12 protein-coding genes and 1 tRNA gene are annotated in these 19,817 nt (G+C 72.3%); all 13 read right to left on the reverse strand.

What is annotated here, in order from left to right; translation table 11 throughout:
* Positions 1 to 271 precede the first annotated feature (271 nt).
* The 13 genes from AQJ58_RS31990 to AQJ58_RS32050 all read right to left on the reverse strand — a co-directional run bounded on the left by AQJ58_RS31990 (position 272) and on the right by AQJ58_RS32050 (position 19,681).
* The gene (locus tag AQJ58_RS31990) at positions 272 to 841 is read right to left on the reverse strand and encodes a DUF4232 domain-containing protein (protein WP_067256483.1); all 570 of its coding nucleotides are present in this window, start codon (positions 839 to 841) and stop codon (positions 272 to 274) included.
* A gap of 373 nt (positions 842 to 1,214) precedes the next feature.
* Complete coding sequence (locus tag AQJ58_RS31995; RefSeq protein ID WP_067256485.1) at positions 1,215 to 2,135, reverse strand: phosphatase PAP2 family protein; 921 nt, start codon at positions 2,133 to 2,135, stop codon at positions 1,215 to 1,217.
* A gap of 105 nt (positions 2,136 to 2,240) precedes the next feature.
* On the reverse strand, positions 2,241 to 3,197 hold the full coding sequence (locus AQJ58_RS32000) for a hypothetical protein (RefSeq protein WP_067256487.1): 957 nt from the start codon (positions 3,195 to 3,197) through the stop codon (positions 2,241 to 2,243).
* Positions 3,194 to 3,535, reverse strand: coding sequence for a PadR family transcriptional regulator (locus AQJ58_RS32005; RefSeq protein WP_067256489.1), 342 nt, complete (start codon positions 3,533 to 3,535; stop codon positions 3,194 to 3,196). Before AQJ58_RS32005 ends, AQJ58_RS32000 begins: the two co-directional genes overlap by 4 nt.
* Positions 3,536 to 3,942: 407 nt before the next feature.
* Positions 3,943 to 4,016: transfer RNA gene (locus AQJ58_RS32010), tRNA-Thr, on the reverse strand.
* Between the two features lie 106 nt (positions 4,017 to 4,122).
* Complete coding sequence (locus tag AQJ58_RS32015) at positions 4,123 to 5,727, reverse strand: alpha/beta hydrolase (protein WP_067256490.1); 1,605 nt, start codon at positions 5,725 to 5,727, stop codon at positions 4,123 to 4,125.
* 169 nt (positions 5,728 to 5,896) lie between these two features.
* Positions 5,897 to 7,102, reverse strand: a complete 1,206-nt coding sequence (locus AQJ58_RS32020; RefSeq protein WP_067256491.1) for a DNA polymerase III subunit delta' — start codon at positions 7,100 to 7,102, stop codon at positions 5,897 to 5,899.
* Positions 7,103 to 7,224: 122 nt separating this feature from the next.
* Positions 7,225 to 10,614 (reverse strand): dTMP kinase, encoded by a 3,390-nt coding sequence (gene tmk, locus AQJ58_RS32025; RefSeq protein WP_067256493.1) that lies wholly within the window; start codon positions 10,612 to 10,614, stop codon positions 7,225 to 7,227.
* A gap of 198 nt (positions 10,615 to 10,812) precedes the next feature.
* On the reverse strand, positions 10,813 to 13,680 hold the full coding sequence (gene topA, locus AQJ58_RS32030) for a type I DNA topoisomerase (protein ID WP_067256494.1): 2,868 nt from the start codon (positions 13,678 to 13,680) through the stop codon (positions 10,813 to 10,815).
* A gap of 304 nt (positions 13,681 to 13,984) precedes the next feature.
* Positions 13,985 to 14,182 (reverse strand): hypothetical protein, encoded by a 198-nt coding sequence (locus tag AQJ58_RS32035; protein ID WP_067256495.1) that lies wholly within the window; start codon positions 14,180 to 14,182, stop codon positions 13,985 to 13,987.
* Positions 14,183 to 14,780: 598 nt separating this feature from the next.
* Complete coding sequence (locus AQJ58_RS32040; protein ID WP_067256497.1) at positions 14,781 to 16,298, reverse strand: DUF7059 domain-containing protein; 1,518 nt, start codon at positions 16,296 to 16,298, stop codon at positions 14,781 to 14,783.
* A gap of 184 nt (positions 16,299 to 16,482) precedes the next feature.
* Positions 16,483 to 17,082, reverse strand: a complete 600-nt coding sequence (locus AQJ58_RS32045; RefSeq protein ID WP_067256499.1) for a small secreted protein — start codon at positions 17,080 to 17,082, stop codon at positions 16,483 to 16,485.
* A 193-nt stretch (positions 17,083 to 17,275) separates the two neighbouring features.
* Positions 17,276 to 19,681 (reverse strand): sodium-translocating pyrophosphatase, encoded by a 2,406-nt coding sequence (locus tag AQJ58_RS32050; RefSeq protein WP_067256501.1) that lies wholly within the window; start codon positions 19,679 to 19,681, stop codon positions 17,276 to 17,278.
* Positions 19,682 to 19,817 lie beyond the last annotated feature (136 nt).

Raw genomic sequence — 19,817 nt, forward strand, 5'->3', positions numbered from 1 at the left:
AGCGGCTTTCACGAGAACAGCACAACTCCGGCATCATCTCATATGCCGATACAAGGCCGTTCAGAAAAAACCCCTTCGCGCCGATTTACCCACACCGGTTTTGAGACAACCCCATCCCACATCTCGTCGGCGACCCTCCGGCGCCGGCGGAACACAAGGGGCGCCGCTCGTTCCCCGTATGTTCCCCCGGGCACGACAAAGGCCCTCCGCCAACCCGGCGGAGGGCCTTACGCTCGTCGTGCAGACTGCTCGATGTGTGGGGACGGTGGGGTCAGGAAGGCTTGACCGCCGAGACCGGGGTGGCGGTCACCTTGTTGTCACACTCGGCCCACCACCCGTTGTCCAGGGCGACCTGGTGCTTCCCGGAGTGGGGCAGCCCGATGACCATCGTCGGATACGCCACCGGGTCCGTGCCCGACACGCAGTAGCCGTCGGCCTCCCCTTGGACCTGGACGAAGGTCAGCTTCACCCACGCCTTGCCGTGCGGCCGGACCGTCACGGTGGCCGCCCTGCCGGTGCGGGTGACCTTGAGCGGGGTGTTGTGGGTGGGGGAGCCGTTGCCGGCGCCCGCGACCGTCGGATAGCCCTTCAGGACGCACGTCCTGCGGGAGACGTTGGTGAACTGCACGACCGCCGCGCCGGTCCCGGTCCCGACGGGCCGGTGGACGGCCTCCCGGGCGCTGACCTGGAGGGCGGAGGCCGAGCAGGCGGGCGGCGGGGTGGAGGCGGTGGTGCTCGCCGCCATGGCGGTGCCGGGCAGGATGCCGGTCACCGCCGCCGCGACGGCCGTGACCGCCGTCGTCGCCAGAGCCGCCCTGCGAATGCCGTTGCTGTGCCGCATGCTGTCGTCCCCCTGAGTCATCTCGTCCGCGGGTTTCGGTCGTCGGTTGTTGCCCCGCGGTACGCGTGGTCGGTACGTGAGTGCAGACAGGGCGGGAGAGCGGCGGGGTTCCGTGCGGCGATTCCTTGTGACGGAACGGTGACGACGGGCTGCACCCGTACAGAGGGCCGTCCTCGGGATACGCGGGAGGCATGTCGGGCTGGAGTCTGCATGTCCGCGACTGTTGAGATCGCCTCGTTCGGCTACGTGCACAACGCGCCCTCGGCGGCGGGGGAGAGCCCATCCCCGCTCGGGCGTCGACGGCTTCCACGCCTGGGCGGTGGCATCGGACAGCCGCTTTGCCGGGACGGGCCGGTTCCCGCCGGCCGTGTGGTCAGCCCCGTGCGGGGCGGGTGCGGCGTGCGGTGTGTGCGGGCCGTCCGACTGCGGCGTACCAGACCAGGGCCGCACAGATGAAGGCCGTCGCCGCGGAGACCAGTGACCTGGTGAGGGTGTCGCTCCGTGCGCCGGAGACGAGGGCGACGGCCAGTGCCGGCGTCAGGGTGATGACGGGCAGCGCTCGGGGGCTCCGGATGGCGCCCGGCGCGGCGGCCGGCGGCAGCAGCCAGGTCGCGAGGCCGTACCAGGCACAGGCCAGCAGTGTGGCCCCCAGCACTTCGCTGGGCCGGTGGCCGCCGTTGGTCGCGCTGTAGGCGGCAATGCAGGCGAGCCACAGCACACCGGCCGTGGCGACGTAGGGGCGGATACGGGGGGAGACCACGAGGACGGCGGCGAGGGTCAGCGCGGCGGGGATGGCCGTGTGCCCGCTGGGGAAACCCTGATCGAGGAGATTCTCGGGCGCGCCCACCAGATCGGGGCGGGGCAGGCTCGATTTGAGCACCTCCTTGCCTCCGGTCGTGAGAAGGACGACCCCGAGCGCCGCGCCCCCCTGCCACCAGCACCGCCGCACCAGGGTGAGGAGCACGATGACGGCCAGACCCACCATCAGGGTGGGCTTGGCGCTTAATTCCAGCGGCGGCAGGGGCGTCGAGCCGTATTCCGCTCCTGACAGGGGGTAGAACCATGCGGCTTCGGGGTTCCCTTTACCGAGACCGAACAGGGCGTTCTCGGCTCGTTGCCCCCACGGGGTGCAGATGGCGAGCAGGTAGACCGTCAGGAACCCCAGGGTGTACAGCAGAGCCGGCATCCACGGCCGTGCCGTACGCGACAGGCTGGGGGCGTCGGAAACCTCGGGGGCCTGCCTCGAGGCCCCCGGACGGTGCGCGGGCAGGGTCGGAGAATCGTGCTCAGTCATGGCTCTGTTTCTTCCGTCGGTCCGTCGGGGGGAGTTGGGTCACGCACGCACGTCTTGTGGCACGACGTGGGCCGCCGGGCTCGGCCGGCCCACCGGGGTCCGCTCCTATTCGGGGAGTGCCTGCCCCTGTCGGCGCTGAGCGGTGATCGCCAGGGCGGGGAGGGGCGCGATCAGCAGGAGGAGAACGACCAGGTGCGGAAAGGACTGCATGAACGCGTCCGGCTGGACGACGATCGCCTGCGTGCGGACGATCGCGACCGCCGCGACGGGGATCAGCCACCGGTGGTCGCCGGTGGCCGCCGTCGCCGCCCACGCGCCGAGCAGCGCGGCGACCTCGAGGACGAACAACCCGCGCTGGAAGGCCGGACTGACAGAGATGATGTGCAGGCCCCCGGCCACGAACATGGCGAGCACGACGGGGGCCAGCCAACGGTACGAGCGGCGACGCAGACGGCTGGGTCGGCAGAGCGCCAACACGGCGCACGCGGCGCACAGTGTCCCCGAGAGCGCCAGGTCGCGGGCGGTTATCGGGGCGCCCAACCCGTAGTAGCTCAGGCCCGCCTTGCCCTCGTCGCCGAAGAAGGTGCGGCCGTGGGTCGTGGCGCCGGCCCAGATCATGGCTGCCGCGGCCGGCAGCGCGAACCACGCTCTGCCACGCAGCAGAGCGATCAGGCAGCCCAGCGGGAGCAGCCCGTAGGGCAGCAGCCGTATCCGGGTGGGGCCTCCGGCCCACGGATACCAGCCGGAGAAGCGGAAGGCGATGGCGTGCTGTCCGGGGTCGATGTGCAGTGCCCAGTGCCACACATCCTGCAAGTACGGAACCAGCGCCAGCGCGGCGAGGGCCAGGGCGGCCAGATGGATGCCGTCCAGCCACCACGGCCGAGTGGTGTCGTCAACGGTGGCACGGGCGCGGGCCTGCACCCCGGCACGCGCCAGGGCGACGACCTCCCGCGGTGGGGGCCAGGAGCGGCCGGGATACGCCTCGGCCAGGCAGGTCAGCAACTCCTTGCCCTGCCGGGAACGGTAGGACTTGGGATACGCCGCGAGCAGCAGACGGTTCATGCGGGGGCCGCTCCGGTGCTCCGTGAGCGTCCGATGACGACGGCCGCCGCCTGCTGCATCCTGAGCGCCTCCCGGCCGAGTGCCCGGGTGCCGTCCTCGGTGAGCCGGTAGTAGCGCCGCGCCCGTCCGTCGACGATCTCCTCGTCGCCGGGGGCCACCCACCCGGCCCGCTCCATCCGCTCCAGCGCGCCGTAGAGCGTGCCGACAGCGATCCGGAGGCGGCCGTCGGTGGCCTGCTCGGCGGCCTTGATGATGCCGTAACCGTGCAACGGGCCATCCATGAGCGCGGCAAGGATGAAGTACTGCGGTTCCGTCAAGGGCGGGTTCCGTCTGGTCATGCATCGAGCATATATCGAGCTACGAAATATATCTGCCAGTGTCGGATGATGGCCGGCAGCGCGACCGGATGCCATTCCCGCCGTGTCCGCAAACCCGACTCGCCCCGGTTGAACCGCCCACGGGCCAGACCGTGTTCGCCCGGACCGGCCGGCGAAGCCGGCGAGGCAGCCTTCGACAAGGCCCGACCCGAGCGACCGCTTCCCCAGTCCTCGACCGAAGCGCATCTTCGTGCCGCCGCAGCCGCTGTGCCGCCGCAGCAGTCGCTCCCGTCGGCCCCGGCTGCGGTCCCCCACTGAGACCGGAAATGAGACCACCGACACCCGTGCGGCACGCTCCCTGCGTCACCGCCGCCTCCGTTGAACGCAAAAAGCCCAGCTCAGACAATGTCTGGGCTGGGCTTCAAAAGAGCCGCCTTCGGGATTCGAACCCGAGACCTACGCATTACGAGTGCGTTGCTCTGGCCATCTGAGCTAAGGCGGCGCGCCGTCCGCACCATGGTGCGATCGGCAACGTCGGTAAGTCTACACAGTTTCCGGGGGTGCTCCGTACCACCCCCGGAGGGATGCGTTCCGGGGCGGGGAAGGGGCTATGAGCAGCGCTTTCCCCGGGGCGGGGGCGTTCCGTCGAGGAGGTAGGCGTCGATCGTGGAGTCGATGCAGGCGCTGCCGCGGCCGTAGGCGGTGTGGCCGTCGCCGACGTAGGTGAGGAGGCGGGCGGAGGAGAGCTGGCCGGCCAGGGACTTCGCCCAGCGGTAGGGGGTGGCCGGGTCCCGGGTGGTGCCGACGACGACGATCGGGGCGGCGCCCTTCGCCGTGATGGCGTGCGGCCGGCCCGTGGGTTGCACCGGCCAGTAGGCGCAGTTCAGGGAGGCCCAGGCGAGGCCCTCGCCGAAGACCGGGGAGGCCTCCTCGAAGGCCGGCAGGGCCTGCTCGACCTGCTCGGGCGTGGCGAAGGCGGCCGGGAGGTCGAGGCAGTTCACGGCGGCGTTGGCGGACATCAGGTTCGAGTACCGGCCGTCGGGGGCGCGCTGGTAGTAGCTGTCGGACAGCGCGAGCAGACCGGCGCCGTCCCGGTCCTCGATCGCCGCGGTCAGCGCGGCGCGCAGCTGCTCCCAACTGCTCTCGTCGTACATCGCCGCGATCACCCCGGTCGTGGCGAGGGCCTCGCCCAGCCTGCGGCCGTCGGGGTCGCCGGTGGGGAGGGGACGCCGGTCCAGTGCGCCGAAGAACGCCTTGAGGCGCGGGCCGATCTCGCTCTCCGCGCGGCCGAGGGGGCAGTCCTTGCGCCGTGCGCAGTCCTTGGCGAAGGACCGGAACGCCGTCTCGAAGCCCGCCGTCTGCTCCAGGTTCAGCTCACGGGCGGCCAGCGACGGGTCCAGCGCGCCGTCCAGGACCAGCCGCCCCACCCGGTCCGGGAACAGCCCCGCGTAGGTCGCCCCGAGGAACGTGCCGTACGACGCCCCCACGTACGTCAGCCGCCGGTCCCCCAGTGCCGCCCGAAGGACGTCCATGTCACGGGCCGCCTCGACGGTGGAGACATGGCGCAGCAGCCGGGCCGCGTGCGCGCCGCAGGCCTCGGCGAACCCCCGGTACGCCTCGACCAGCCCGTCCGTCTCCCGCCGGTCGTCGGGGGTCGTGTCCGTCTGCGTGTACGCGTCCATCCGGCGCCCGTCGAGGCACTCCACGGGCTCGCTGCGGCCCACGCCCCGGGGGTCGGCGGCGACCAGGTCGTACCGGGCGCGGACGGGGGCCGGGTAGCCGACACCGGCGTACGACTGAAGGTAGCCGACCGCCGAGCCGCCCGGTCCGCCGGGGTTCACCAGGAGCGATCCGAGCCGCTTCGCGGGGTCCGTCGCCCTCGTGCGGGACACGGCGAGCCGGACGTCCCCGGCGCCCGGATGGGCGTAGTCCAGCGGCACCGTCATCGTGGCGCACTGGAAGCCGGGGGCGCCGCAGGACCGCCAGGACAGCTTCTGCCGGTAGTACGGCACGAGCGCCGAGGGCGTCGCCTTCGGCAGCGCCGCCAGTTCCGCCCGCGCCGCGGAGCCGGCGGTGGTCGTCGAGCCGCCGGAGGAGCACGCGGACAGGGCGAGCAGGGCGGCGAGGGGGAGGACGGACAGGGCGCGGAGGGCGGTGCCGGTGCGGGTCCTGCGGGGAGTACGGGGCCTGCGGTGACAGCTCCTGAGGTGCATCCAGCGAGCCTAACTGTGCGCTACGGATCGAGTGCTTTCCGTGGGCGAACCGCCACGGACGAGCGACACCGTCAATCGTCGGCCGCCGTTCACCCGGGCCGCAGCACCGCTTCGGCCCCCTCACCCGGGCCGCAGCACCGCTTCGGGCGCCCGCTCGCCCGCGCCGCCGTCAGCCCGCTCTCAGCGCCATCGTCATCGCCTCCACCGCCAGCAGCGGCGCCACATTGCGGTCGAGGGCCTCTCGGCACGCGCCGATGGCCTCGATCCGGCGCAGGGTGGACTCGGGGGTGGTCCCGCGGGCCAGCCGCTCCAGAGTGTCCTCGGCGTCCGCGTTGGCGATGGCGACACGGGAGCCGAGCTGGAGCGCGAGGACGTCCCGGTAGAAGGCGGTGAGGTCGGTCAGCGCGAGATCGAGGCTGTCGCGCTGGGTGCGGGTGCGCCGGCGCTTCTGCTTGTCCTCCAGGTCCTTCATCACCCCCGCCGTACCGCGCGGCATCCGGCCGCCCTGGGCCGCGCCCAGCGCCGCCTTCAGCTCCTCGGTCTCCTTGGCGTCCCTCTCCTCCGCGAGCACCTTGGCGTCCTCCGCCGCCGCGTCCACCAGCTCCTGGGCGGCCTTCAGGCAGCCCCCGACGTCCTCGATCCGCAGCGGCAGCTTCAGCACCGACGCGCGGCGCTCCCGCGCGGCCGGGTCGGTGGCCAGGCGGCGGGCCCGGTCCACGTGCCCCTGGGTGGCGCGGGCGACCGCGGCGGCCACCCCGGGCTCGATGCCCTCGCGCCGGACGAGCATGTCGGCGACGGCGTCGACGGACGGCGTCCGCAGGTTCAGGTGGCGGCAGCGGGAGCGGATGGTGGGCAGCACGTCCTCCAGGGAGGGCGCGCACAGCAGCCACACCGTCCGGGGAGCGGGCTCCTCGACCGCCTTGAGCACGGCGTTCGCCGACTTCTCGTTGAGCCGCTCGGCGTCCTCGACGAGGATGACCTGCCAGCGGCCGGTGGCCGGTGAGGTGTAGGACTTGCGGACGGTGTCCCGCATGTCCTCGGCGAGGATCTGGGTGCCGACGGCGGCGACGGTCGTGACATCTGCGTGGGTGCCGATCAGCGCCGTGTGGCAGCCGTCGCAGAAGCCGCAGCCGGGGGCGCCGCCGAGCGCGCGGTCGGGGCTCACGCACTGCAACGCGGCGGCGAACGCCCGCGCCACCTGCGTCCGCCCGGCCCCCGGCGGGCCCGTGAAGAGCCAGGCGTGGGTCATCTTCGAGGCCTCGGGCGGCGGTGCCTGGGAAACGGCCGCGGTGACGAACGCGTCGGCGTCCCGGGCGGCAGCGGTCAACTGCTCGCTCACCCTCTCCTGCCCGACGAGGTCGTCCCACACGCTCATGGGTCACGCCGCCCTTCCGTCACGTCCGCTGCCGGTCTCCATTGTGCGGGCCCCCACTGACAACGGGGGCCACCGGCCGAAACGGCCAGGTGACCCCCGTGACGCTCAGGCCCGCGTGCGGCTCACCGCCGCCGGCCGCGGCCCCGGCCGCCGTCCCGGTCCTCGTCGAACCCGTCGTCGTCACGGTGCGGGCCCAGCAGTTCGTCGGCGAGGGACGGCAGGTCGTCCAGCGGCGTCTCCTCCGCCCAGTCCCGCCGGGGGCGCTGCCGGGGCGCGCCCGCCTCGTCGACCTGGGGCAGCTCGCGCGTCCGGCTCTCGGAGCCGTCGGGCCCGGCGCCCTCCCGCTCGTCCCGGAAGAACCCGGACGGCATCCGGTCCGCGAGGGCGTCCTGCCGTACCGGAGGCAGTACGGCCGTCTCGTCCGACGCGCCGCGGTCGTCGCGCACCGGCGGAAGCACCGCGGTCTCGTCCGTGGCGCCGGGAGCGTCCTGGCGTAGCGGGGGCAGTACGGCCGTCTCGTCGGCCGCGCCGGCGGGCGGGACCGGCGGCTGGGGCAGCTCGGCCGTCACCTCGGCGTCGGAGGCGTTCTCGGCCGGCCGCGCGGGCTCCGGGTCCTTGTCCATGCGGATCCGGGGCAGCGGGGTGGTGTCCTCCATCGGCCGCCTGTCCGCGACCGGCCGCTTGCTCATGTCCGGCCGCTTGCTCATGTCCGCCTTCTTGCCCATCGGCACCCGCGGCGGGACAGCCGTCTCCTCCGTCGGCGCGGGCGAGGTGCCCGGCGCGACCACCGGCGTCGGCACGGTCGCCGCCCCCGGGGCGGCCGGCGGCCGGGACCGCGGGCCGAACTGGGCCGCCGCCGCGGCCTGCTCCGCCGCGCGCCGCGCCTCCTCGGCCCGCAGCAGCGCCTCCTCCGCCTTGCGCTGCTTCTCCAGCCGCGCCGCCTCGGCCTTGCGCAGCTCCTCCTGGCGGACCGCCTCGGCCTCGGCGCGCCGGCGGGCCTCCTCCTCGGCCAGCTTGCGCTGCCGCTCCTCCTGGGCCCTGCGCCGCTCCTCCTCGACCTTGCGGCGGGCCTCGGCCTCGGCACGGGCCTTCTCCTCGGCGAGGAGCCGCTGACGCTCCTCCTCCGCACGCCTGCGTGCCTCCTCGGCGCGCAGCCGGGCCTCCTCGGCCTGGCGCTCGGCCTCACGGCGCTGCGCCTCCTCCAGCTCGCGCCGCTTGCGCTCCTCCTCCTCGGCGCGCAACTTGGCGAGCTGCTCCTGGCGCTCCCGCTCCAGGCGCTCCTCCTCGGCCTTGCGGGCGGCCTCCTCCTCGGCCTTGCGCCGCGCCTCCTCCTCGGCCTTCCGCCGCGCCTCCTCCTGGGCCTTGATCTCGGCCTCGGACAGCGGCAGCATCCGGTCGAGCCGGTGGCGTACGACGGTGGTGACGGCCTCGGGCTCCTGACCCGCGTCGACCACCAGGTAGCGGCCGGGGTCGGCGGCGGCCAGGGTGAGGAAGCCGGAGCGCACCCGCGCGTGGAACTCGGCGGGCTCCGACTCCAGCCGGTCCGGCGCCTCCGTGAAGCGCTCGCGGGCGGTCTCCGGGGAAACGTCCAGCAGGACCGTCAGATGCGGCACCAGGCCGTCGGTCGCCCAGCGCGAGATACGGGCGATCTCGGTCGGGGACAGATCGCGGCCGGCGCCCTGGTAGGCGACGGACGAGTCGATGTACCGGTCGCTGATCACGACGGCGCCGCGCTCCAGGGCGGGCCGCACGACGGTGTCCACGTGCTCCGCGCGGTCCGCCGCGTACAGCAGGGCCTCCGCGCGGTGGGACAGGCCGGCGCTGGACACGTCGAGGAGGATCGAGCGCAGCCGCTTGCCGACGGGCGTGGCGCCCGGTTCGCGGGTGAGGACGACCTCGTGGCCCTTGGCCCTGATCCAGTCGGCGAGCGCCTCGGCCTGGGTGGACTTGCCGGCGCCGTCGCCGCCCTCCAGGGCGATGAAGAAGCCGTGCGCGGCGGGGGCCTCGGCCGGGTCGTCGCCGCCGAGCAGCGCGTCGCGCAGGTCGAGGCGGAGCGGGACGCCCGAGCGGTCGTCGATCTTGGCCAGCACCAGCACGGCGACGGGCAGCAGCAGCGCGCCGACCAGCATCAGGGTGAACGCGGCGCCGCCGTGCGCGAACACGAACCTGCCGTTCACCAGCCGGTGCGGTCCGATCAGCGCCGCGAGCAGCGGGGCGCCCACCGCGGCGAGCGCCACGCACACCCGCACCACCGCGTGCAGGTGTTCCGTCGTGCGGGTACGGCGGACGTCCTCGGTCTCCTGGTCGAGCAGCGCGTGCCCGGTGTTCGCCGCGACGCCCGCGGAGACGCCGGCCAGCCCGGTGATCAGCAGCACGCTGGTGACGTCGGGGACGAGTCCGGCGGCGAGCAGGGCCACACCGGTGACGGCGATCGCCAGCGCGAGAAGGCGGCGCCGCGACAGCGCCACCAGCACCTTGGGTGCCGTACGGATGCCGAGGGCGACTCCGCCGGTCAGCGCGAGCACCAGAAGTCCGTAGAGCACGGGGCCGCCGCCCAGGTCCTTGGCGTGCAGCACGGCGACGGCCGCCGCGGCGGCGACGGCACCGGCGACGGCCGCGCAGGCGAGGACCAGCAGCGGGACGACGCCCGTGCGCCCCTTGTCGACGCCCGCGGCCGTCTTCGGGCGGCGCAGCCCCTCCAGCGGCGACCGCGCGCGCGGGGTGCGCACCGAGGGCAGTTCCAGGAAGACCACGACCGACAGGGACCCGGCGAAGAGCCCTCCGGCGACATAGGAGGCGAGGGCCGCCTGGTGCTCGGCGAACCACTCGATCCCGACGCCCAGGAGATTGTTGAACAATGCGGCGACGACCAGGGTGGCGGCGCCGAGGGGAATCGCCAGGAAGCCCGTGCGCAGCGACAGCCGGCGCAGGGCGTCCAGGTGGTCCGGCAGCGGTCGTACCGTCGCGCCCTCGAGCGGCGGGGCGGGCAGCAGGGCGGGGGCCGCGCTCTCCCGGGCGACCGTCCAGAAGCGCTCGGCGACACCGGTGACGAACGCGGTGACGAGCAGCAGGGCCAGCGCGTCGTCCGGTGTCCAGTCGATCCACAGCGGCGCGACGAGCAGCAGCGCGGCGCGCAGCCCGTCCGCGCCGACCATGGTCCAGCGGCGGTCGAGCGGGCCCTCGGGTGAGGTGAGCGAGGTCAGCGGGCCCAGCAGGACGGCGCCGAAGAGCAGGGTGGCCAGAATGCGTACGGCGAACACGGTCGCCACCGCGAACGCCACACCCCGGTAGCCGCCCCCGAACGAGCCCTCGGCGATGGCCGCCTGGAGGACGAGGAGGACGAACACGAGGAGTGCGAGCGCGTCGGCGACACCACCCACCAACTGGGCGCTCCACAGCCGCTTCAGCTGGGGCTCGCGCAACAGGGCGCGCACGGCGCGCTCGCGGGAATCCGCCACCAGGGCGTCGTCCGGTGCCGGGGGGAGGGCCGTTGGCTGCTCGGCTCGCGTCATGCTTTCAGCCTATCCGCAGCGACTGACAGCACGAGGCGTCCGGCCTGGTGTACGACCACCCCGACACCAAAGTGATGCCGGGGCGTTCGCTTCGTGAAGCCGCTGTGGGGAAACCGTGGCCGAACCCGAGCGGTCCGGCCGACGGTCCGTCAGCCGGACCGTCGCCCGAGCCCTCGTCCGGTCCAGCGGTCCGGCGACTCAGTCCTCCTGCGTCGTCGTCCGCGAGGCCGTCGTCTTCTTCGCGGCCGTGGCCGTCGTCTTCTTCGCGGCGGCCGTCGTGGTCTTCTTCGCCGCGGTCTTCTTGGCGGCCGTCTTCTTCGCCGGAGCCGCCTTCTTGGCCGCGGTCGCGGTCTTCTTCGCGGGGGCCTTCTTCGCCGTCTTCTTGGCGGGCCCCTTCGCGCGCTTCTCCGCGAGCAGCTCGAAGCCGCGCTCCGGGGTGATCGTCTCGACGCTGTCGCCGGAGCGCAGGGTCGCGTTGGTCTCCCCGTCGGTGACGTACGCCCCGAAACGACCGTCCTTGATGACGACCGGCTTCTTGCTGACCGGGTCCTCGCCCAGCTCCTTCAGCGGCGGCTTGGCGGCGGCCCGGCCGCGCTGCTTGGGCTGGGCGTAGATCGCCAGCGCCTCTTCGAGGGTGATCGTGAAGAGCTGGTCCTCGGTCTGCAGCGACCGCGAGTCCGTGCCCTTCTTCAGGTACGGCCCGTAGCGACCGTTCTGTGCGGTGATCTCCTGGCCCTCGGCGTCCACGCCGACGACACGCGGCAGGGACATCAGCCGCAGGGCGTCCTCGAGCGTCACCGTGTCCAGGGACATCGACTTGAACAGCGAGGCGGTACGCGGCTTGACGGCGTTCTTGCCGGTCTTCGGGGTGCCCTCGGGGAGCACCTCGGTGACGTACGGACCGTAGCGGCCGGCCTTGGCGACGATCTCGTGGCCGGTGGCGGGGTCGGTGCCCAGCTCGAAGTCGCCGCTCGGCTTGGCGAGCAGTTCCTCGGCCAGCTCGACGGAGAGCTCGTCGGGGGCGAGGTCCTCGGGGATGTCGGCGCGCTGGTGGCCCTCGCTGTCCTTCTCGCCGCGCTCGATGTACGGCCCGAAGCGGCCGACCCGCAGCACGATGCCGTTGCCCACGGGGAACGACGACACCTCGCGCGCGTCGATCGCGCCCAGGTCGGTCACCAGCTCCTTGAGGCCGCCGAGGTGGTCCCCGTCGCCGTTGCCGGCGTCGGCCGCGCCGCCCTCGGCGCCCGCGGGGATGCCGCTGTCGGGTGCCGTCTCGCCGAAGTAGAAGCGCTTGAGCCACGGCACGGACTGGGCCTCGCCGCGCGCGATGCGGTCGAGGTCGTCCTCCATCTTCGCGGTGAAGTCGTAGTCGACGAGCCGCCCGAAGTGCTTCTCCAGGAGGTTGACCACGGCGAAGGACAGGAAGGACGGGACGAGCGCCGTGCCCTTCTTGAACACGTAGCCGCGGTCGAGGATCGTGCCGATGATCGAGGCGTACGTCGACGGGCGGCCGATCTCGCGCTCTTCGAGCTCCTTGACCAGGCTGGCCTCGGTGTAGCGGGCCGGGGGCTTGGTGGCGTGCCCGTCGACCGTGATCTCCTCGGCGCTCAGCGGGTCGCCCTCGGCGACCTGGGGCAGCCGGCGCTCGCGGTCGTCGAGCTCGGCGTTCGGGTCGTCGGCGCCCTCGACGTAGGCCTTCAGGAAGCCGTGGAAGGTGATCGTCTTGCCGGAGGCGCTGAACTCGACGTCCCGGCCGTCGGCGGCGGTGCCACCGATCCGCACGGTCACGCTGTTGCCGGTCGCGTCCTTCATCTGGGAGGCGACGGTCCGCTTCCAGATCAGCTCGTAGAGCTTGAACTGGTCGCCGGTGAGCCCGGTCTCGGCGGGGGTGCGGAAACGATCACCCGAGGGGCGGATCGCCTCGTGCGCCTCCTGCGCGTTCTTGACCTTGCCGGCGTACGTGCGCGGCTGGGCCGGCAGGTAGTCGGCGCCGTACAGCTGCGTGACCTGCGCACGGGCGGCGGCCACGGCGGTGTCGCTCAGCGTCGTGGAGTCCGTACGCATGTACGTGATGTAGCCGTTCTCGTACAGCTTCTGCGCGACCTGCATGGTGGCCTTGGCGCCGAAGCCGAGCTTGCGGCTGGCCTCCTGCTGGAGCGTCGTCGTACGGAACGGGGCGTACGGCGAGCGGCGGTACGGCTTGGACTCGACGGACCGGACGGAGAACCGGGTGTTCTCCAGCGCGGCGGCGAGCGCGCGGGCGTTCGCCTCGTCGAGGTGGAGGGTGTTCTCGCTCTTGATCCGGCCGAGGGAGTCGAAGTCACGGCCCTGCGCGACCCGCCGGCCCTCGACGGTCAGCAGCCGGGCGACCAGCGACGACGGGTCGGACGGGTCCCCGGCGCGGCCGGTGCCGAAGGTGCCGGTCAGGTCCCAGTACTCGGCCGAGCGGAACGCGATGCGCTCGCGCTCGCGCTGGACGACGAGCCGGGTCGCGACGGACTGGACCCGGCCGGCCGACAGGCGCGGCATGACCTTCTTCCACAGGACCGGCGAGACCTCGTAGCCGTAGAGGCGGTCGAGGATGCGGCGGGTCTCCTGGGCGTCGACGAGCTTCTGGTTGAGCTGGCGCGGGTTGGCGACGGCGGCCCGGATCGCGTCCTTGGTGATCTCGTGGAAGACCATCCGCTTGACGGGGATCTTCGGCTTGAGGACCTCCTGGAGGTGCCATGCGATCGCCTCGCCCTCCCGGTCCTCATCGGTGGCGAGGAAGAGCTCGTCGGACTCCTTGAGCAGGTCCTTGAGCTTCTTGACCTGGGCGCGTTTGTCGGCGTTCACCACATAGATGGGCTGGAAGTCGTGCTCGACGTCCACGCCGAGGCGGCGGACCTCACCGGTGTACGACTCCGGCACCTCCGCGGCGCCGTTCGGAAGGTCGCGGATGTGCCCGACGCTGGCCTCGACGATGTAACCGGGGCCGAGGTAACCCTTGATCGTCTTCGCCTTGGCAGGCGACTCGACGATGACGAGTCGGCGGCCGCCCTTCGCGGTCTCGCTGGTCGGGGACAACTTCGCTCTTCTCTCCGGTCGACGGGTGTGGGGCCTCCCCAGGCCTTGCTCCCGGGGTCGGGTCATGGTGACGCTGCGGAGTGTGACGGTACATCCCGCCCCCGTGTCAAACGGGAAAAGCCCACAACGGCCACTCGAACGGTAACCCGACTACCGCCATTCCTGCCGCCCGGAGTGCCGACCGGTCCTTTTCCGCCGGAGCGGAACGCGTCCTCTCCTTTACCGTGGGCCACCTGTGTGCCCTGTTTGCGCGGCGCGAACGGGGGCCGCGGCGGGATCCTCGCCGCCGGGCCGGGACCGGGGTTCAGAGGCGGGTGAGGCACCACGTTCCGGCGGCCAGCGCGAGGAGCGCGGCGAGGGTCGCGAGGGCCGCCGATGCGACGGGGCTCACATCGTGGGCGACGGGCTCGCGATGCCGTACCCGGACGGCGGTCCACACCAGCAGTGCGGCTCCGAACAGGGCGAACACCGTCCCCGCGAAGATCGCCGGCCCGCTCTCCATGATCGCCCCGCCTCTTTTCCGTCCCACGCGCGTGCATCGCCCCTCGGAGGCTGACACGCGCGGGCGGCGCCCGGACGAACCCGAGGTGAACGGGAGCCCTCCGGACGGGGGCGACGGGCCACCACCGAGGCACACGGCCGACCGCCCCAACGCACTTCCCCCGTCTCGACGCCGGCACCCCCGACTGCGACAGGGCTCACACCGCATCCGACGCGGGGCATGTTCTTGTCGCTCTTTTTGCCGAGACCCGCTACTGGGCGGACGGCCATCACCGGGGATGTTGGCCGGTTTCGGGTGCCGGTGGGGGTGGGGGGTGGTTCCGGGAGGCGGGGTGGGGGTGGGGGTGGCGTGGGGTGGGGTGGAGGATGGTTACGGGACGAGGTGGGGGTTCGCGGGCGGGGTGACGGCAGGGATCCCGAGGCGGGGTGACGGCAGGGATCCCGGAGCCGAGCGGGCGGCAAGGGTCCGGGGCCGGGCAGGGGCAAAGGGCCCTTGGGCCGGGCGGGCGGCAAGGCTCCCCGAGCCGGGCGGCGGCAAGGCAGCTCCTCCCGGCTCCACCCAGGCGACGGGCCCCGGCCGGCCCGGGCAGCCGCCGAACTCAGCTCGTCGGTTCCAGGAAGCCCTGTTCGACCAGCAGCCGGATCTGCGCGGGGGTGCGGTCGCGCAGGGACACCGGTTCCTCGCCGACCAGTTGGGCGATGGCGTCCAGGATGCGCCCGGCGCTCAGCGAGCCGTCGCACACACCGGCGAAGCCCGCGCCCACCGTGTCCACCTTCGTGGCGCGGCGCATCCCGCGGTGCTGGCGCAGCACCACGTGCTCCGGGTCCTCGGCGCCGGGCATGCCGACCTGCTCCTGGACGATCTCGCCGGCCAGCCTGAAGTGACCGGCGAGCAGGGCCGCGTCGTCGTGCGCCCGCAGGTAGTCGAGCCGTTCGAAGTGCGCGCGGACGGTGTCCCCGAGCGGCTGTTCGACCGGGTGCGGCCACTCCTCGACGGTGATGACGGGCTCCGCCGCGGTCCTGCGCAGGGTGATCCAGCCGAACCCGACGGCCTTCACCTTGCGCGCCTCGAACTCGTCGAGCCACGCGTCGTACCGCGCCTGGTACTCGGCCGGGTCGCCCCGGTGGTCACCGGCGTCCCTGAGCCACAGCTCGGCGTACTGCGTGACGTCCTGGACCTCGCGCTGGACGATCCAGGCGTCGCAGTCGCGCGGCACCCACGACCTGAGCCGGTCCTGCCAGTCCTCCCCCTCCACGTGCTGCCAGTTGGCGAGGAACTGCGCGAACCCGCCCTCGGTCAGCCGTTCCCCCGCTCCCTGAACGAGCGAGCGGCACAGATCGTCCCCGCCCATCCCGCCGTCCCGGTACGTCAGCCGGGCGCCCGGCGAGATCACGAAGGGCGGGTTGGACACGACGAGGTCGTACCGCTCGTCGTGGCGGAGCGGCTCGAACAGGGAGCCCTCGCGCAGGTCCGCGGCCGGGGCGCCGGACAGGGCCAGGGTGAGCGCGGTGATGTGCAGGGCGCGCGGGTTGAGGTCGGTCGCCGTCACGCGCGTGGCGTGCCGGGCCGCGTGCAGCGCCTGGATGCCGGAGCCGGTGCCGAGGTCGAGGGCCGACGACACGGGCGTACGGACGGTGATGCCGGCGAGGGTCGTCGAGGCGCCGCCGACGCCGAGGACGACGCCCTCGTCGCGGCTGCCGATGCCGCCGGCGCCGCCGACCGCACAGCCCAGGTCGGAGACGATGAACCAGTCCTCGCCGTCCGGGCCGCCGTACGGGCGGACGTCCACGGTCGCGGCGACCTCGTCGGTACCGACCCGGGCCAGCCAGCCGCTCTCCACGCACGCGTGTACCGGCAGGAATTCCTCCACGCGTGCGTGCGGCACGGGCTGCTGGAGGAGGAAGAGACGCACGAGCGTCTCCAGCGGTGTGTCCCCGCGGGTGGCCCGGAGAGCGGGCACGGTCTCGCTGCGGGCCAGGGCGGCGTAGGCGGGGGCGCCGAGCAGGTCGAGCAGGCCGTCGGCGGTGAAGGAGGCCGCGAGCAGGGCCTCCCGCAGCCGTGCGGCCACGTCGGGGCGGTCGGCGGAGGGCAGGGGGGACAGGGTGGCGTCACTCACGCCCCCATTGTCCCCGCTCCCCCAGCCCTTGTCCCCGCCCCGTGCAGCCACTTGCCCCCGGAAAGCACCCGCGCCCCGGACCGAGCCCCCGCCGCGCTCCCCGCACGACCGAGCCCGTCACATGAGCCGTCGATGAGCCGTCCCCGCATGAGCCGTCCTCACATGAGCCGTCCCCGCGCGGGCCTCAGCTCGTCGTCGCCCGGGCCGACGCCGACGCCGCGACCTTCTTGCAGCTGTCCTGCTTGGCCATGGCGTCCTTGACGTCGCCCTGTTCCAGGTTCTTCAGCGCGGTGTTGCCCGTCTGGCTGAGGGTGCCGAGCTGGGTGGCGATGTTCGCGAGGCCGTCGGCGAACTTCGCCTGGTCCTTGACGTCCAGCGCGTCGACCGACTTCTTCAGGTCGGCGTAGGAGGTGGAGAGCGTGTTGAGCGCCGCGACGGCGTCCGTCTGCTTCTTCGCGCCCTCTTCGATCCCGGGCGGCGTGCCGGCCTTCTGGACGGCCTGGGCGAGCGCCGCGTACGCGTCGGACATGTCCTGGAAGGCCTGCGAGTCGGTCTTCTGGACGTTCGCCGGGGCGTTGTTGTCCGTGGCCGCCTGCTTGATCGCGGCGTTCGCGGCGTCGACCTTGGCATCCTGCGCCGGCAGCGCGTCGCAGACGCTCTTGGCCCAGGCGTCGAGCTCCTTGTTGCCTTCGTCGCTGCTGCATCCGGACAGCGCCAGTACCAGTACCGCACCGCCGGACAGTGCGGCCGCGAGCTTCTTGTTCACCGGTTTGGTCCCTTCCATGGCCCTCGGCCCCGGAACATACACGCCCACCGGTGGACAACCCCAGGCCGAATATCCACTCCGTGACGGTTTGAAGCCATTTGCACCAGGAGAGAGAAGGCTCACGGCCGCCCCACACGCACAGCACAGCGGGCGGGCGACGCGTCAACACGCGCCGCCCGCCCGCTTCTTGAGCAGGGCCCCGACGGCCGGTCTACGAAACCACCGCGGGATCGGCCGACTTGGAGGACCTGTCGGCGTTGCCCTCGTCCCCCATGGCGATACCGCGCCGCTTGGAGACGTACACCGCGCCGACGATCACCGCGAGCGCGAGGATCGCGATCACGATCCGTACGCCGATGTTCTTGTCGTCGCCGTAGCTGAACTTGATCACGGCCGGTGCGATCAGCAGCGCGACCAGGTTCATGACCTTGAGCAGCGGGTTGATCGCGGGCCCCGCGGTGTCCTTGAAGGGATCGCCGACGGTGTCGCCGATCACCGTCGCCGCGTGGGCCTCGCTGCCCTTGCCGCCGTGGTGGCCGTCCTCGACGAGTTTCTTGGCGTTGTCCCACGCGCCGCCGGAGTTGGCGAGGAAGACCGCCATCAGCGTGCCCGCGCCGATCGCGCCCGCGAGGTAGGCGCCGAGCGCGCCCACGCCGAGCGTGAACCCGATGAAGATCGGCGCCAGGACGGCGAGCAGTCCGGGCGTGGCCAGCTCGCGCAGGGCGTCACGGGTGCAGATGTCGACGACCTTGCCGTACTCCGGTGTCTCGGTGTGGTTCATGATCCCGGGGTGCTCGCGGAACTGCCGCCGCACCTCGAACACCACCGATCCCGCCGACCGCGAGACCGCGTTGATCGCCAGCCCCGAGAAGAGGAAGACGACCGCCGCGCCCGCGATGAGGCCGACCAGGTTGTTGGGCTGCGAGATGTCCATCATCAGGCTCATCGGGGCGCCGGGCCCGGAGAGTTTCTCCCCGACGTCGTTCGCGCCGGTCGTGATCGCGTCACGGTACGACCCGAAGAGCGCCGACGCCGCGAGGACCGCGGTGGCGATGGCGATGCCCTTGGTGATGGCCTTGGTGGTGTTGCCGACCGCGTCGAGGTTGGTGAGCACCTGGGCGCCCGCGCCCTCGACGTCGCCGGACATCTCGGCGATGCCCTGGGCGTTGTCGGAGACGGGCCCGAAGGTGTCCATGGCGACGATCACACCGACCGTGGTGAGCAGGCCGGTGCCGGCCAGCGCGACCGCGAACAGCGCCAGCATGATCGACGTACCGCCGAGCAGGAACGCCCCGTACACACCGAGCCCGATGAGCAGGGCGGTGTAGACGGCTGATTCGAGGCCCACGGAGATGCCGGCCAGGACGACCGTGGCGGGGCCCGTCAGGGACGTCTTGCCGATGTCCCGGACCGGGCGGCGGGTGGTCTCGGTGAAGTAGCCGGTCAGCTGCTGGATGACGGCGGCCAGGAGGATGCCGATCGCCACCGCGACGAGCGCGAGGACGCGCGGGTCGCCGTCCTTGCCGATGATCGCCGGGTCGGTGACCCCGTCGAGGTCGGCGTACGTGCCGGGCAGGTAGACGTAGACGGCGACGGCCACCAGCACGAGCGAGATCACCGCGGAGACGAAGAAACCCCGGTTGATCGCGGACATGCCGCTGCGGTCGGTGCGGCGCGGCGCGACGGCGAAGATGCCGACCATCGCCGTGAGCACGCCGATCGCGGGCACGAGCAGCGGGAACACCAACCCGAAGTCGCCGAAGGCCGCCTTGCCGAGGATCAACGCGGCGACCAGGGTCACGGCGTACGACTCGAAGAGGTCGGCGGCCATGCCCGCGCAGTCGCCGACGTTGTCGCCCACGTTGTCGGCGATGGTCGCGGCATTGCGCGGGTCGTCCTCCGGGATGCCCTGTTCGACCTTGCCGACCAGGTCGGCGCCGACGTCGGCGGCCTTGGTGAAGATGCCGCCGCCGACCCTCATGAACATCGCGATGAGCGCCGCGCCGAGGCCGAATCCCTCCAGCACCTTGGGCGCGTCGGCCGCGTAGACCAGCACCACGCAGGAGGCGCCGAACAGCCCGAGCCCCACCGTGAACATGCCGACTACGCCACCCGTGCGAAAAGCGATCTTCATGGCCTTGTGGGAGACGGCGGTGAGATCCTTTTCCGGTTCGCCGGGCCCCGGGGTGGCCTCACGGGCCGCCGCCGCGACGCGCACATTGCTGCGCACCGCGAGCCACATGCCGATATAACCGGTGGCCGCCGAGAACGCGGCGCCGATCAAGAAGAACAATGATCTGCCGGCCCGCTGATTCCAGTCGTCCGCGGGCAGCAACATCAACAGGAAGAACACCACGACGGCGAATACGCCGAGGGTGCGCAGCTGCCGGGCCAGATACGCGTTGGCGCCTTCCTGGACCGCTGCCGCGATCTTCTTCATGCTGTCGGTTCCCTCGCCCGCCGCGAGCACTTGGCGCAGCAGGACACCCGCGACCACGAGGGCGGCCAGGGCGACGAGCCCGATGACCACCACGAGGAGACGGTTGCCGTCGGTCAGCACTGCGGCCGCGAAGGTTGTCGGATGGTCCAACCGATGAGGGGTAGAAAGCCCCGCCATTCGTCCTCCTTGACGCTTGGGCTGAGCTCAAGATTGTGGACGGATTGTAGGTACCGGAACCTGATCAAAACAGTGCGCGGTAAACAGAATTCGCCTACACGTCCAGTAATGCCTTCGGGGCATTCTCCGATCATTG

This window comes from Streptomyces sp. DSM 15324 (assembly GCF_001514285.1).
Lineage (GTDB): Bacteria > Actinomycetota > Actinomycetes > Streptomycetales > Streptomycetaceae > Streptomyces.

Coding starts and splice junctions, on each gene's coding strand:
- AQJ58_RS31990 (WP_067256483.1), bottom strand. CDS start 841: ATGCGGCACAGCAACGGCATTCGCAGGGCGGCTCTGGCGACGACGGCG.
- AQJ58_RS31995 (WP_067256485.1), bottom strand. CDS start 2,135: ATGACTGAGCACGATTCTCCGACCCTGCCCGCGCACCGTCCGGGGGCC.
- AQJ58_RS32000 (WP_067256487.1), bottom strand. CDS start 3,197: ATGAACCGTCTGCTGCTCGCGGCGTATCCCAAGTCCTACCGTTCCCGG.
- AQJ58_RS32005 (WP_067256489.1), bottom strand. CDS start 3,535: ATGACCAGACGGAACCCGCCCTTGACGGAACCGCAGTACTTCATCCTT.
- AQJ58_RS32015 (WP_067256490.1), bottom strand. CDS start 5,727: ATGCACCTCAGGAGCTGTCACCGCAGGCCCCGTACTCCCCGCAGGACC.
- AQJ58_RS32020 (WP_067256491.1), bottom strand. CDS start 7,102: ATGAGCGTGTGGGACGACCTCGTCGGGCAGGAGAGGGTGAGCGAGCAG.
- tmk (WP_067256493.1), bottom strand. CDS start 10,614: ATGACGCGAGCCGAGCAGCCAACGGCCCTCCCCCCGGCACCGGACGAC.
- AQJ58_RS32035 (WP_067256495.1), bottom strand. CDS start 14,182: ATGGAGAGCGGGCCGGCGATCTTCGCGGGGACGGTGTTCGCCCTGTTC.
- AQJ58_RS32045 (WP_067256499.1), bottom strand. CDS start 17,082: ATGGAAGGGACCAAACCGGTGAACAAGAAGCTCGCGGCCGCACTGTCC.
- AQJ58_RS32050 (WP_067256501.1), bottom strand. CDS start 19,681: ATGGCGGGGCTTTCTACCCCTCATCGGTTGGACCATCCGACAACCTTC.